This is a genomic window from Octadecabacter sp. SW4 (assembly GCF_008065155.1).
Lineage (GTDB): Bacteria > Pseudomonadota > Alphaproteobacteria > Rhodobacterales > Rhodobacteraceae > SW4.
The window spans coordinates 2,202,554-2,217,361 of sequence record NZ_CP042819.1; the positions used below are offsets into that span (position 1 = coordinate 2,202,554).

12 protein-coding genes and 1 riboswitch are annotated in these 14,808 nt (G+C 59.8%); of the genes, 3 read left to right on the plus strand and 9 right to left on the minus strand.

Annotated elements, in window-relative coordinates; genetic code table 11:
* Nucleotide 1: 1 nt before the first annotated feature.
* The 3 genes from glyS to FTO60_RS10825 are packed head-to-tail and all read right to left on the minus strand — an operon-like array spanning nt 2 to nt 3,671.
* The gene (gene glyS / locus FTO60_RS10815; RefSeq protein WP_148055967.1) at nt 2-2,221 is read right to left on the minus strand and encodes a glycine--tRNA ligase subunit beta; all 2,220 of its coding nucleotides are present in this window, start codon (nt 2,219-2,221) and stop codon (nt 2-4) included.
* Nucleotides 2,221-2,754: a DUF6446 family protein gene (locus tag FTO60_RS10820; RefSeq protein ID WP_148055968.1), complete on the minus strand. Its 534-nt coding sequence runs from the start codon at nt 2,752-2,754 to the stop codon at nt 2,221-2,223. The genes glyS and FTO60_RS10820 overlap by 1 nt, the downstream gene beginning before the upstream one ends.
* Nucleotides 2,751-3,671: a glycine--tRNA ligase subunit alpha gene (locus FTO60_RS10825; RefSeq protein ID WP_148055969.1), complete on the minus strand. Its 921-nt coding sequence runs from the start codon at nt 3,669-3,671 to the stop codon at nt 2,751-2,753. The genes FTO60_RS10820 and FTO60_RS10825 overlap by 4 nt, the downstream gene beginning before the upstream one ends.
* A gap of 190 nt (nt 3,672-3,861) precedes the next feature.
* Between FTO60_RS10825 and FTO60_RS10830 the strand changes: the two genes are divergently transcribed.
* Complete coding sequence (locus FTO60_RS10830) at nt 3,862-5,640, plus strand: serine protease (RefSeq protein WP_148055970.1); 1,779 nt, start codon at nt 3,862-3,864, stop codon at nt 5,638-5,640.
* A 26-nt stretch (nt 5,641-5,666) separates the two neighbouring features.
* Here FTO60_RS10830 and FTO60_RS10835 read toward each other — a convergent pair whose 3' ends face one another.
* Both FTO60_RS10835 and FTO60_RS10840 read right to left on the minus strand, forming a co-directional pair.
* Nucleotides 5,667-7,265, minus strand: coding sequence for a thiamine pyrophosphate-binding protein (locus FTO60_RS10835; RefSeq protein WP_148055971.1), 1,599 nt, complete (start codon nt 7,263-7,265; stop codon nt 5,667-5,669).
* Nucleotides 7,265-8,713, minus strand: a complete 1,449-nt coding sequence (locus FTO60_RS10840) for a TrkH family potassium uptake protein (RefSeq protein ID WP_148055972.1) — start codon at nt 8,711-8,713, stop codon at nt 7,265-7,267. The genes FTO60_RS10835 and FTO60_RS10840 overlap by 1 nt, the downstream gene beginning before the upstream one ends.
* A gap of 134 nt (nt 8,714-8,847) precedes the next feature.
* Between FTO60_RS10840 and FTO60_RS10845 the strand changes: the two genes are divergently transcribed.
* Nucleotides 8,848-9,888, plus strand: coding sequence for a GSCFA domain-containing protein (locus FTO60_RS10845; protein WP_148055973.1), 1,041 nt, complete (start codon nt 8,848-8,850; stop codon nt 9,886-9,888).
* Entirely contained in the window at nt 9,885-10,691 is an 807-nt protein-coding gene (locus FTO60_RS10850) for a hypothetical protein (protein WP_148055974.1), read from the plus strand. Before FTO60_RS10845 ends, FTO60_RS10850 begins: the two co-directional genes overlap by 4 nt.
* Here FTO60_RS10850 and folE2 read toward each other — a convergent pair.
* From folE2 to FTO60_RS10870, 4 genes are all read right to left on the minus strand, one after another.
* Complete coding sequence (gene folE2 / locus FTO60_RS10855; RefSeq protein ID WP_148055975.1) at nt 10,688-11,791, minus strand: GTP cyclohydrolase FolE2; 1,104 nt, start codon at nt 11,789-11,791, stop codon at nt 10,688-10,690. The two genes, FTO60_RS10850 and folE2, sit on opposite strands and share 4 nt — an antisense overlap.
* Before the next feature lie 153 nt (nt 11,792-11,944).
* Nucleotides 11,945-13,123, minus strand: a complete 1,179-nt coding sequence (locus FTO60_RS10860; RefSeq protein ID WP_148055976.1) for an aminotransferase class V-fold PLP-dependent enzyme — start codon at nt 13,121-13,123, stop codon at nt 11,945-11,947.
* A 47-nt stretch (nt 13,124-13,170) separates the two neighbouring features.
* A riboswitch (SAM riboswitch) is annotated at nt 13,171-13,248 on the minus strand.
* Between the two features lie 32 nt (nt 13,249-13,280).
* On the minus strand, nt 13,281-13,892 hold the full coding sequence (locus FTO60_RS10865; protein WP_148055977.1) for an inner membrane-spanning protein YciB: 612 nt from the start codon (nt 13,890-13,892) through the stop codon (nt 13,281-13,283).
* A 9-nt stretch (nt 13,893-13,901) separates the two neighbouring features.
* Complete coding sequence (locus FTO60_RS10870; protein WP_148055978.1) at nt 13,902-14,804, minus strand: DMT family transporter; 903 nt, start codon at nt 14,802-14,804, stop codon at nt 13,902-13,904.
* Nucleotides 14,805-14,808 lie beyond the last annotated feature (4 nt).

Genomic DNA, 14,808 nt, shown 5'->3' on the forward strand with positions numbered 1-14,808 from the left:
CCTAGCCCTCGACCACCGTCAAATCGGCCACACCAAGGCAAATCGTGCGAATTTGGTTAAGAAGGTTCAACCGATTGCGCCGCACCACCGAACTGTCGGCATTGACCTGCACATCGGTAAAGAACGCATCGATCGGCGCGCGCAAGGCCGCCATCGCCGTCATGGCAGCGCCGAAATCCTCGGCCTCCATCGCCGGAGTGATGGTTTTCTCGGCTTTATCCAGGGCGGCAAACAGCGCCTTTTCACTGGGGTCTTCTGCAAATTTCACATCCGCGCCGAACGAATACTCTACCCCATCCTTTTCCTCGGCTTGGGTGAGGATGTTGTTGGCACGTTTGAAGCCCTGCAACAGGTTTTCACCGTCATCGGTTTGCAGAAAGGCCTGCAAGGCACGGGCCCGGTTAACCAGCAACGTCAGGTCGTCATTGGCCGGCATCGCAAGGCAGGCGTCGATGACATCGTGGCGAATGCCTTCATCGCGCAGGAACACCTTGAGGCGGTCGTGGAAGAAGGCGAGAAGATCGCTGGACACATCCGGGATCTTATCGGCGACGGCCTTTGACTTCTTACTGAGCTGGTCGTGCACCGCGTCGATTGCCGCTCCGAAAACGCCATGTTCCGCGATCTCTTGCAGTAATGCGTTCAACCCATCCAGTTCGCCCGCATCAAGGGCATTGCCGTTGATCGCAATCTTGTGCCGCACCAGTTGCGCATCGATCGATTGATCAAGACGCGTGCGGACGTCATTGGCAAGCACCAGCCGGATCACCCCCAACGCCGCCCGGCGCAGCGCAAAGGGGTCTTTGCTCCCCGTAGGTTTTTCATCAATCGCCCAGAACCCTGTAAGCAGGTCGATCTTGTCGGCCAGCGCCACGGCCACCGAAACGGGTGCGATTGGCACATCGTCAGTGGGGCCAAGCGGGGAATAATGTTCCTCGCAGGCCGCTGCCACCGCCGGATCAAGCCCTGCCTCGGCACTATAATAACGCCCCATAAGTCCTTGAAGTTCAGGGAATTCATAGACCATTTCGGATGACAGGTCAGCCTTGGCAACGCGCGCTGCCTTTTCGGCCAGCGCAGCATCAGCTTTGACCAGCGGCGCGATATCCTTGGCCAGCGCGGCGATGCGTTCAATCCGCGCAGCCTGTGAACCCAGTTTGTTGTGAAACGTCACGTTTTCAAGGGATTGCAGCCATATCTTCATGCCATCCTTGGCCACCCGAAGATCGTTCTCCCAGAAGAACTTGGCGTCCGCAAGACGGGCCGACAACACCTTTTGGTTGCCCGCCAGAATGGTCGCGCCCTGATCGGCTGTCTCGATGTTGGCGACGGTCACGAATTTCTCGATCCGGCCGGTTTTGCCATTGCGCACCGAAAAGAATTTCTGATGCTCTTTCATAGAAGTTTGAAGGACTTGCGGCGGCAAGTTCAAGTAGTCCTGGCCGATTTCACCCAGCAAGACCACGGGCCATTCCACCAGCCCGGCGACCTCGGCCAGCAGGCTTTTGTCGTCGACCACCTCAAGCCCTTGGGCGAAGGCCTGATTGGTGGCTTCGTGCCAGATCATCTCGGCACGTTCATCGGCGCGCAGGATCACATTGGCCCGTTTCAGCTTGGCCTCGTAGTCGTCAAAACCCGTGACGCTAAACGCATCCGGCCCCATGAACCGATGCCCGCGCGTGGTGTTGCCCGCCACAATCCCGTCCACGTCCAACGGCACCACCTGCGCGCCCGCCTCGTCGCTGAGGATACACAGGATGGAATGGAGCGGGCGCACCCAGCGCAGACTGCCCGCACCCCAGCGCATTGATTTCGGCCAAGGGAAACTGCGGATCGTGGTGTCCAGAACTTCGGCAACAATCGCATCAGCCTTGCGGCCTTTTTTGGCGATCACCGCGAAATAGACCTGCCCCTTTTTGTCGTCGCGCACGTCAAGGTCTTCGCGCGCAACGCCAGCGCCGCGCAAAAACCCGTCAATCGCCTGATCGGGCGCGCCCACCTTGGGGCCTTTGCGTTCTTCGCGGGTGTCAGGGCTTTCGCCGCTCAGCCCGTTGATCGACAGGGTCAGGCGGCGCGGCGTGTGAAACGCGGCCGCCCCGGCATAGGTCAGGCCCGCATCAACCAACCCGTCCGTGACCAGCTTTTGCAGATCGGCAGCGGCTTTGGCCTGCATCCGCGCTGGAATTTCCTCGGAGAACAGCTCAATCAATAGATCAGGCATTACTCGCCCCTTTCCGGCACAGGTGGGCAGCCTTCGGGGGCCGGATTGCCGTCAAATACGTTTTCGCCGCAGATATTGATCTGGTGCCACGAAAAACCGCGCCCGTCAGGCATGATCGCGACAACCCGGTCAATCCCGAAGGTGATGTTCTCGACGCCCATAAAGGCAATCGCTTCGCCGCTCTCAAGGGCTTCACCAATTTCGCGGGCGTCAAAACAATCAAACCACGATGGTGCGACCAGCGGGGCCGCATCCTCCAGAACCTCGTAGGTTTCCTGCAACATGTCCTGCGACAGCGGCGTTTCAAAGCAGGAACGGAACCGGATCGGGCTGCTGTTGCTATCAATCGCCTTGAAGTTTTCGAACAAAATGGGTGCAGGCGCGCCAAATTCCACTGAGGTAAGTTGCACTTCTCCAACATCCTCTACCGTGACCTCGTCATAATAGGCATAGACCTGAAGGTAATAGATGGCAAAGCCAGCGATAAAGGCCGTCGCGAACAGCCCTAGAATTGCGATACGGATCGGGGTCATGCGGCGGCTCCTCCGGCGTCAGTTTGCACAAAGGCATCGGCACACAGCTTGGTCAGCGCGCGCACCCGCCCGATATAGGCCTGGCGTTCGGTGACCGAAATCACACCGCGCGCGTCCAAAAGGTTGAATAAATGCGACGCCTTGATCGCCTGATCATAGGCAGGGTGCGCCATGATGATTTTTGCGCCGGTTTTCGGGTCAACGGCGGGCGTATCCAGAATACGCTGACATTCGGCCTCGGCGTCCTCGAAGTGGCGCAACAGCGTGTCCGTATCGGCCACATCAAAGTTCCAGCGCGCATATTCCTGTTCGGTTTGCAGGAAAACATCACCGTATTTCAGGGCGATAGGCGCGTCGGGGTCATTGAACGGCATGTCCATGACATGATCCACACCCAGCACATACATCGCCAAACGTTCCAACCCATAGGTCAATTCGCCCGATACCGGGTGGCAATCGTGGCCACCAACCTGCTGGAAATAGGTGAACTGGCTGACTTCCATACCGTCGCACCACACCTCCCAGCCAAGGCCCCAGGCCCCCAAGGTTGGCGACTCCCAATCGTCTTCGACAAAACGAATGTCGTGCAGCGCCGCATCAATGCCGATCGCCTGCAAAGACCCAAGATAAAGGTCCTGCAAATCCGGCGGGCTGGGTTTGATCAGCACCTGGAATTGATAGTAATGCTGCAGGCGGTTCGGATTTTCACCATAGCGCCCGTCCGTGGGCCGGCGTGAAGGCTGCACATAGGCAGCCGCCCAGGGTCTTGACCCCAGGGACCGCAGGGTCGTTGCAGGGTGAAACGTCCCTGCCCCGACCTCCATGTCGTAGGGTTGCAGGATCGCGCAGCCCTTGGCGGCCCAATAGGTTTGCAGCCGCAGGATGATCTCTTGGAAACTGCGTGGTTTGTCGGCCATATCCGCCCTCGTCAAAGCTTTGCGCGTTCAATAGGCGCGCGGGCGGCGCGGGTCAATCAGACAGCGCTGGAATCCAGACCGCCAAGGCTGTCGAAAATCTTGATGCACCCGCGCAGTGGTCTGTTAATGTTCATGGTAATCCTCCGCGTGCGGGGCAGTTGACACCAGATTTGACGGGTTCGGGACGGCTATGAGAACGGCACTTTCAGCGCTTTTATTCACTTCATTCATTTCCAGCGGCGCATACGCACAGGAAATCGTCTGGGTCCAGGTCGAGGCCGAACCGACCCTGAGCGGCGCGCAGGACCGCGTCCGTGTCTATGCGGGCCGTCTCGAGAACGTGAACGGCTACTACCTTGGGTCGGGCTGGTATGGCATTGCCCTTGGTCCCTACACGCCACAAGACGCCGAAACCGTGCTGCGCGACCTGCGCAATGCCGGTGTGATCCCTCAGGACAGCTTTATCGCCGATGGCAGCCGCTTTCAGCAACAGTTCTGGCCCGTCGGCGTCGGCGCGCCAACCACGGCGCAACCGATCCCGGGCAGTGACGCTGCGCGCGACACGGCAACGGCGGATCAAGACGCCGAGGTCGCCGACGTGATCGCACCCGAGGTTGAACCCAATCCCATTCCCGCCCCCGATGAAACCCTTGGCGAGGCGCGCGCCAGCGAAGCCCAACTTGATCGCGAGGCAAAGCAACAGCTGCAAATCGCCCTGAAATGGGCCGGTTTCTACGACGCGGCGATTGACGGGGCGTTTGGCCGTGGCACCCGCGCGGCGATGTCCGCATGGCAGGACTCCAGAAATGTCGAGGTCACCGGCGTGTTGACCACCCAACAAAGGGCCGACCTGCTGAATGATTACAACGCGGTCCTTGACGGAATGAACCTGCAAACCCTGCGTGACGATGCCACCGGTATCGAAATCAGCATCCCTACGGGCGTGGTTGAATTTGCCGAATACGAACCGCCCTTCGCGCGGTTTGATCCAATCGGTGACATTGACGCCCGCGTCTTGCTGATCTCGCAGGAAGGCGACCAGACACGCCTGTTCGGCCTTTACGAAATCCTGCAAACCTTGGCGATCATCCCCGCTGAGGGGGCGCGCAACCGCGCTGATCGCGCGTTTGAAATCAATGGCATGGACGACAAAATCGCATCCTATACCTTTGCGCGGCTGGAAAACGGGCAGATCAAGGGCTTTAGCCTGATCTGGCCCGCAGGTGACGAAGACCGCCGCACGCGCATCCTGGACGAAATGAAGGCCAGCTTTACTACGGTCGACGGGGTTCTGGACCCCGCCATCGCCACCCCTGATGAAGAACAGGCGATTGACCTGATCGCGGGCTTGCAGGTTCGCAAGCCCCGTCTGGCCCGTTCCGGTTTCTTCATCGACGCGCGCGGCGATGTGCTGACCACAACCGAGGCCGTGGATGACTGTGCGTCGATCACCATCAACGCCGAGTATGACGCGGCGGTCGTGCATCGCGACGACGCACTTGGGATCGCGGTGTTGCGCCCTGACACGCCCCTTGCACCGGTGCAGGTCGCGGCCCTTCAAACCCGGGTGCCGCGTATCACGTCAGAGGTGGCCGTGGCCGGTTTCCCTTATGGTGGGGTGCTGTCGGCCCCGTCGCTGACGTTTGGCACATTGGCCGATATTCGCGGGCTGAACGGCGAAGACACGATCAAACGCCTTGCGATTCACACCCAACCGGGTGACGCGGGCGGGCCGGTCTTTGATGCCGGCGGCGCGGTGCTGGGGATGCTGTTGCCCAGGGTGCCGGTGAACGGCCAGATCCTCCCCCCCGAGGTGGGCTTTGCCGTCGATGCCGACCAGATCATCGCCTCCTTGCAGACTGCCGAAATCAGCCCGCAAACAACCGATACTGTCGCCTATATGACGCCGGAAATCATGACACTGATGGCAGCCGATGTGACCGTGCTGGTTAGCTGCTGGGACGACTAAAAACGCAACTTGGGTCGCCCCCCACCCTACCCCGCAACGATATCTGATCGCACATGAATAACCGTTGGCCGGTCTGCGGTCAGCGCCTGTTTCACATCCTTTTGCAGGGCATCCAGTGATTCGGGCGCGGCCGCATAGGCCCCGTATGCCTTGGCGAGCATGATAAAATCGGGGTTGCGCTGAACAACGGCATTTGGCGCGATCTGCGCGCGCACCATGCCATCCTCGATCTCGCCCAGCTTGCCATTGTCCCAGATGATGATCGGCAGGGGCAGGCCCAGTTCTACTGCCGCCCCCAGTTCCTGCACCGTGAACTGGAACCCATAGTCACCGGCGATGGCCACCGTGGGCCGCCCCTTGCGCGCCACCGCGCCGCCAATGGCCGCGGGCAGCGCATAACCCAGGGTTCCAAAGCCGTAGGGGTGGTGCCAATGACCAGGGCGGTCCATGTCCCAGACTTCCTTGGCGACATAGGCAAATTGGGTCATGTCGGAGTAGATCATCGTGTCCGGGGGCACCGCCGCGCGCAGCGCGTCGCACACGGGCACGATGCCGGGCCGCTCCGCGTCTGTCTGAGCCCGCCACCGCGCACGGATGGCGGCTACCTGATCTGGGTTCCAATGTGTCCGCGCCCTATGATCCGCAAGTTCTGAATAGACCGCTTCAAACGTCCGATAGGCATCGCCAATATGCTGCTCGCTCGCAGGGTGGCCATCGGAAATCAGCGTTGCAGGATCGATGTCGACACGGATCATCGGACAGTTATGGCCCAGATGGTCTTTCCACAGGTCAACCTCCGCCAGTTCGCTGCCCACCACGATAACCAGATCGGCCTGTGCAAAAACCTCTGGCGTGTCAGGCCGCGCCAGATAGGAGCCAAAAGAAAGCGGATAGTCTGGCGACACACATCCGCGCCCCGCATAACTGGTGAAAACCGCAGCGCCTGTCGCGTGCAACAGCTTGTCCCACAGCGTGCCGCCCTCGACCGCGCCGCCGCCGAGTACAAACAGTGGATGTTTCGACTGCCGCAGTGCCAATGCGATTTTTCTGACCGCGTGACCGTCCCATTCCGGCGTGCCCAACATGTCCGTATGGCTTGGCGGAGGCGGCGGCGGGGCTGCGGCCACCAAAGCGCCGATCGGCACCTGAATATGTTTCGGGCGTGCGCGCTGCGTCTCGAACTCGACCAAGGCACGGTCGATCAGCTGATAGGCCGCTTGCGGGCTGCGCGCCTCCTCCGACCAGTCGCAGACCATCGCCGCCGCCGCGCGCTGGTCGCGCATCTGGTGCAGCTGTCCACGACGTGCCGCCGTCTCATCCAGACAGCTCGAGATCACAAGCATCGGCACAGAATCAGAATAGGCCTGCCCCATCGGCGTCATGATGTTGCACAGCCCGGGCCCCGTGATCACATAGGCCACGCCCGGTTTGCCGCTTGCACGGGCATAGCCATCGGCCATGAACCCCGCGCCCTGTTCGTGGCGCGCAAGGATATGAGTGATCCCCGCTTCCTCGATGCCGCGATACATCTCTTGGTTGTGGACGCCCGGAATGCCGAAAATGACATCCACGCCACGGGATTTCAGCATATGCGAAATTTGCGCGCCAAGCGGACGTTCAGACATCAGACCCTCCAGAACTGCCAGGTCAGCATGGTAAAGACGACCATGATTTCCAACCGCCCGACCAGCATCGCAATTGACAAAATCCATTTTGCTGCATCATTCAATCCGGCAAAATTTCCCGCTGGCCCGATTTCATTGCCCAATCCGGGGCCAACATTGGCCAGCGCCGTGGCCGCGCCCGAAATCGAGGTGATGAAATCAAGGCCCGTCAGCCCCAACAGCACCGCCACCGCGCCCATCGACACAAGGAAGGCCACAAAGAATGCCATGACCGAATTCAACACATCCTCGCTGACGGGGCGACCATCATAGCGCGGCGTGAACATCCCATGCGGCGAGTGGATCCTGCGCACCTGCGCCTTGATCGAGGTGAACAGCAACTGATAGCGGAACACCTTGATCGAACAGGCAGTCGATCCGGCGCATCCGCCAATCAAGCCAATGAAAAAGAACACCACCACAGCAAATGACCCCCAGGCCATGTAATCCGTGCTGCTATACCCCGTGCCGGTCATGATCGAGACCACGTTGAACAAGGCCTCGCGAAAGGCGATTTCCTCGAATCCGTGAAAGTTTCGCCACAAGAACAGCGTCATGACGGTCACAATCACTGCGATTGTGGCGAAGAAAACCCTGATCTGGCTGTCTTGAAACAGCGGCTTGGCCGTGCCGGAAATCAGTTGCACATACCGCACAAAAGGCAACGCAGAAAGGATCATGAAGACAGATGCCACATAAAGCGTGCCCGCCCCGAATTGCGCGAAGGAGCTGTCGTAATTGGCCATCCCGCCCGTCGCCACGGTCGTCATCGCATGCACAAGCGCATCAAAGGCATTCATCCCCGTGGCCGCATAGGCCAGCGCGGCAGCCAGCGTAATCCCGACATAGATCACCGATATATTGCTGGAAATCTCGGTCGCGCGGGGCAGGATTTTTCCCATTGTATCAAAGGATTCAGACCGGAAAATCTGCATCCCCCCAACCCGCAGTTCGGGCAGGAACACCATCGCCACAACAATGATGCCGATACCGCCCAACCACTGCAAAACCCCGCGCCACAGCTTCAGCCCGTCAGGCAAATCGTCAAGCCCGACAATCACCGTTGATCCGGTCGTGGTCAGCCCCGACATGGCTTCGAAAAAGGCATCGGTAAAGCTTGCCTCGGTCGCGCCAAGCATAAAGGGCAGCGACCCGAATAGCGGCAATGTGAACCACACCAGCGTCGTCAGCATAAAGGTCTGTCGGATACTAAGCCCCGAGGACACGCCATTGGCACAAGAAAGCGCGATAAAACCGCCGCTCAGGATCGTGATCACCGCGCTTTCCAGAAATGCGGGCCAATGCCCGTTGCCCGCGACCAGATCGGCAAGCAAAGGGGCCAGCATCGTCACCCCAAGGGCGCAGACCAGCAAGCCAATGACATATCCCACGGGGCGTAGATCGAACATGGCGCAGGGTTGGCCTGCCCGCGCATGGCTGTCAAGCGCGTCGCGCCATATGCCCTCCGCCCCAAGCTGGACCCACCTGAATTTCAATGGTAATTTCACCAACAGGGGCAGATTTGCCACCCCGGGAGAACAGCGTGTCGCACCCTTATGAAAACCTGCCGCAACGGGCATTCTGGCGCACCGGCACGGCGGCGGGCGGGCTTGAACACCTGCATGTCCCGAAATTCCCGGTGACAGCGGAAACGCGGGTCGCCACCGCGGGAAGCTGCTTTGCCCAGCACATCGCGCAGGCCTTGCGCGGCGCGGGTGTCAACGTGCTTGATGCCGAACCGCGCCCGGTGACGATGGACAAAAATATCTGCAAGACCTTTGGATATGGCCTGTTTTCAGGGCGTTATGGCAATATCTACACCGCCCGTCAGATGGTGCAACTGCTGCAGGAGATGACCGATGGCGCACCCGATCCACGGTTCGTCTGGGCCAAGGGCGGGCGTTTTGTCGATGCCTTTCGCCCCACCGTCGAACCTGAAGGACTGGACACCGCCCAAGAGGTTCTGTTTCACCGCGACTACCACCTTGAACGCACCGCACAGATGCTGCGCAAGGCGGATGTGTTCATCTTTACCCTTGGCCTGACCGAATGTTGGGAAGACATTGAAACCAAACGTGTCTTCCCGATGTGTCCAGGCACGGTCGCGGGCACATTCGATGCCAGTGCCCACGGTTTTCGCAACTTTACCCACGCCGAGGTGCTGGCCGATCTGATCCGCATGCGTGACCTGCTGCTGGGCTTTAATCCCGCGATGCGGCTGTTGTTGACGGTCTCGCCCGTTCCATTGACGGCGACCGCCTCGCAGACCCATGTGGTGCCTGCCACGACCTATTCCAAAGCCGTTCTGCGCGCCGCCGCAGGCGAGGCCATGGCCGGTTTCGAGGATGTCGATTATTTCCCATCGTTTGAAATCATTACCTCGCACGCTTTGGGCGGGCCGTGGTTTGGCGACAACAAACGCACCGTGCGCCCCGAGGGTGTGGCGCAGGTGATGCAGCTGTTTTTGGCCGCACACGGGCTTGCGCCGCACCCCGTCACCAACGCGCCTGCCTCGCAAAGGGAAGACGACGAAGACGACGATCTGTTTTGCGACGAACTGCTGCTGGATGCTTTTGCCAAATGACGAAACGCATCGCCATCTTCGGCAATTCGCATCTTGCCGCGCAGAAGTTTGCCCTGCGCGACAGCCCCGATGCCTGGCCTGATATCGACATCACATTCGTCGGCGCACACAAGTCCCAGCTTTTGGAAACCGACATCACGGATGGTGTTTTGCGCCCCACATCGCCCGCCGCCAAACGCACCTTTCAGTCCCTGAATGGCCTGCGCGAGGTGGACCTTGCGGCCTTTGACGCCGTGGCAATTTCAGGCTGCCAGATCACCTTCAATCTGGCCTCGGTGCTTTATAAGGATGCGCGCTGGCTTGGTCTGCCCTCGCTCGCCGCGCTTGAAGACCCGGCCCTGATGCGCGAACGCCTTGTGTCGGTCAGCCTGTTTGATACCTGCCTGCGGCGCGAGGTTGCCAAGACACTGGGCGCGCGCTTTGCCACCAAAATCCGTGATGCGGCCCCCGATTTGCCGCTCTATGTCCTGAGCCAGCCGCGGGCCGGCGAACGCGTGCTGCTGGGGGGCAAAAAGCTCTCCACCGGTCACCTGCGGATCGTCAAGAAAGGTGACGGCGCAGCCCTTTCGGCGCGCTTTGATTCTGTGGTGACGGATATGCTGGCCCAAACCGGGATCACGTTCCTGCCGCAACCCGATCACACCCGCGCCCAACATATCCTGACCGCTGAACCGTTTACCAGCGAGGCAATGCGTCTGGCCCGCGAAGATCGCCACAAGCAACCCAAAGAGGACATCCTGCACGCCAATGCCGCATATGGGGCGGTGACGCTGACGCAGTTGCAAACCGCCCTGACGGCCTAGCCGATGTGGAACAGGGTCGCGAACAGCTTGGGATCAAGACTGTCGGCGGCGAATGTCTGCCCTTCGGTCAGGACCGATACGGCATCATGGCTGTGCAGACTTTCCTGATGGCTTGCCACCACGCGAAAATCGCGAATACGTTGATCCTGTTGCAGTTTTTCGCAAAATGACCGCGCCGCATCCTCGACGAAAATCGGATTGGCGGCGTTCAGTTCTGCGAATGCCTGTTCGTCTTCGCGTTTGACCATGACTTGCGTTTCAGTCGGCACGGCCGCGCGGCAAATGTCGATCAGGTCTTCGAACCAGAGGCAGGGTGCGTCCTGTTCCAGTTCGACCGAAATGCGCGCGACGGATCGCTGCGAATGCGGTGTCGCCAACTGCCCACGATATTGGCGGGCATGTTCAGACAGTTCCAAAGAACAGGGGCAGGTGCTGGAATAGACGTAATCCAGATGCACGATCTTTTTCGCGACACCCTTTTGTTCGATCAGTACCAGCGCAATGTCGTAATACTGGAACCCTTCCAGACCCGAGCGCAGGCTTTGAACCTTCATCGGAAAGGAAAACCGCATCTGTATGCGCGCATCAAAGCTGTCCAGATCGGCCTTATAGGCTTCAAGCGCGCGTTCGATCACGTCAAAGCTGAATGTCTCGCCCGCATGTTTGTAGAACGTGCGCATGATGCGGGACATGTTGATGCCCTTCTTTTCCGCCTCAAGACTGACAGTGCCGGTGACACTGGTTTCAAGCGTCAGATCATCGCCGTCCCGGGTGTGAAAGCGGATCGGCAGGCGGAAATTGCTGATTCCGACGTGCTGGATTTGCTGCTTGGCGCCGCGGATCAGACTGGCGGGGCCATTCTGAAGATCGGGCAACATGGCGCGATACGCCTCATCGACGGCAAAATCCTCGGGGTAGGCGCGCGCCAAAGCGGGATAGTTCGGCAATTCCGATCCGGGGATCAGGCGCGACACCAGCGGATCAAGGGTCGCGACCTCTTCGGCAGTGGCATCAACGGCCCAGCGGCGCAGCAGGGCAAGCGCATCCTCGGCCTCGGCGCGGCTGGGTGCGCGCGCGGCATCGGGCTGGTGAATGTTCATGGCGTCCCCCTTTGACGTGATCCCATTCATATGGCGCTCACGTGACAGTTTTCCAACGAAATCATCTAGATTACGCTGAAAAGCATCTTTTGGATCAGTCATATCGGGGCCTTTCACGCAGGTCGCGCCAGCCTAGCACGCAAGCCTGCGCAATCACACCTTGTCAAGTGCAGCCATCAGATCGGCAATCAAATCATCAGGGTGTTCCAACCCCACCGACAAGCGCACAAGCCCCCCCGAAATGCCCAAGGTATCCTTTTGGTCCTGTGGCAGGCGCTGGTGGGTCGTCGTTGCCGGGTGTGTCACGATGGATTTGGCATCGGCAAAGTTATTGGAGATCGTGAACACCTCCAAGGCGTTCAGAAACCTGAAACAGGCGTCACGCCCACCTGCGATTTCAAATGCCAGCACCGTGCCGCCACTATCGGCTTGCGACAGGGCCAGCGCCTGTTGCGGATGGGCCGCGTGGGTCGGGTAGCGCAGCATCGTCAGTTTTGGATGCCCCGCCAGGGCATCGGCCACCATTTCGGCCGCCCCTGCCTGCGCGCGCACCCGCAAATCCAGCGTTTCCAAGGCCTTGAGATGGGTCCAGGCGGCAAAAGGGTTCATCGCTCCGCCAGTATGTTTGACGTAGGTTTCAACCGGCCCACGGATCAATTCGCGCGATCCGCAAATCGCACCACCCAGCATCCGGCCCTGCCCATCGATATGTTTCGTGGTGGACACAAGCGCAAGGTCCGCCCCGCAGGCGCGGGCATAGGAATAGACCGGGGTGGCCATCGCATCATCGGCCAGAACCAGCGCGCCAACCCTATGCGCCGCCTTTACCACATGGCGCATATCGACGACTTCCAGCGTCGGATTGGAAATGCTTTCAAAAAACACCAGCCGCGTGTCAGGCCGAATGGCCGCGTCCCATGCGGCGTTATCGGTGCCATCCACAAGCGTGATTTCAACACCGAAGCGCGCCAGAATATCCTCGAGCACATAGAGGCATGACCCGAAGAGCGCGCGCGAGGACACCACGTGATCGCCCGCTTTCAGCAGGGCCATCAGCGCGCCGCTGACCGCCGACATGCCGGAATTGCAGGCAAAGCAATCCTCGTAGCCCAGCAGCGCTGCCAACCGATCCTCGAACATGCGCACGGTCGGGTTGCCGTAGCGGGCATAGATAAATTCATCCTCGCCCGCCTGCAAAAACCGCGCCTCGGCGTCCTCGGCGCTGTCATAAACGAACCCCTGCGTCAGGAATATCGCCTCGCTCAGCTCGCCATATTGGCTGCGGCGCGATCCTGTGTGCACCGCTTTGGTGCGCTTGTCCCAGTCTGCCATGTGCTTGTCCCCTTGGCACAAAAAACCCGATACCGGTGCAGGTATCGGGCTGTTTATCCCTCACCCTTTTAGCGGCATGTTTAACGTGGCCCGCAATCCGGTAACAAATCGCCACATCGCGTCATTACGCCCAGCTTGGCGCGGGGTCAAGAACGGGTCAGTCGGTTTTGCTGTCTTCGGACTCGATCAAGAAGTGCTGAAGCGCGTAAATCTGCGACCACATGAACACGATTAACGCCGCCGGAAAGGCAAAGGTTTCCAGCGTGACCCATGTCGCCTCACTCATCGTGCGCCAGATCACCTCGTTGGCGATGGCCAAAGCCAGAAACATCCAGACAATCCGGCGGGTGAAAATCATCCAGCCTTCCATCTGCATGGGCAGGAATTCCCCCATGACGTATTCCAGAAACGAGCGCCCGCGCAGCAGGCCGAACCCCAGCACAGCAGCGAAAAACCCGTAAACGATCGTGGTCTTCATCTTGAAGAACGTCTCGTCGTTGAACCAGGCCGTCAACCCGCCGAAAAAGATCACCATAAAGGCGGTGAACACCTGCATCCGGCTGATTTTCCTGGTCAATATCCACAAGACCGCCATCGCCCCCAGCAACAGCGGGATCAGCAAAAGAGCCGCGACGATAAAGCCGGAATACTCCGTGCCAGCAAAGCTGAAAGTCTCGTCCTTGATCCAAAGATAGACGACGAAGAATGCAATCGTCGGCCCAAGTTCAAGGGTCTGTTTCAGCACGGGATTGATTTTGCGTTCTGTCATGGCGTCCTTTTAGCCGCCCATTTCCACAATGACAGCCCCCAAAGCGATCATTGCCATCAAAACCAGCCGCCGCGGGCCGACTTTTTCGCCCAGGATGAACCAGCCGATCAGCGCCGCAAAAACCGTCGATGTCTCGCGCAGCACCGCTGCCTCGCCGACCTTGTCCAGCCGCGTGGCGACCATCACGCCGCCAAAACTGATCCAGGCAATGACCGCCCCCGCCGCCCCGCGTGCGATCAGTGACCCGATGCCACCAGGCGCGCCAAAGCGGCGAATGCGCACCCATGCAATCACCGGAAAATCCAGCGCCGTGATGAAAAAGAACCACGCCAGAAAGGTAAACGGGTTGGCCGACTGCCGGATGCCCCAGGCATCATAAACCGTATAAAACGCAACCAGCATCCCCCCCAGCACCGCCCAGATCAGGCCGATCCGCAAGCCGCGCGGGTCCAGCGTTTCCTCGCCCAGATTACGCAATGCCAGCAACAGCATTCCGCCCGACAAACAGGCTACGCCCAGCCATTGCAGCGGCGTGAAATGTTCCCCGAACAAGATCGAAGCGGCCAGCACCGTGACCAATGGCCCCGTGCCGCGAATGACCGGATAAACCACCGTATAGGCGGCTCTTTCGTAGGCCAGCGCCACAGTCATCTTGTAGCCAAAGTGAATAAACAGCGCGCCGCCCAGAATCGCGAATGTCTGCGCGTTGGGCCAAGGCACCAGAAAAAACGCGACGGGGGCGGACATAACAACCAGCCAGCCGTCAATTGACCCGCGCATCAACCAGGGATCGTGCCGCCCCTTTTGCAGCGCGCCAAACACCGCATGGGCAAGGGCCGACATCAACGCCAGCCCCGTGGCCAGTTGCGCGCCCTGCGGCGTGCCCGCGATGCTGACCAGCCAGTCACCCATGTCG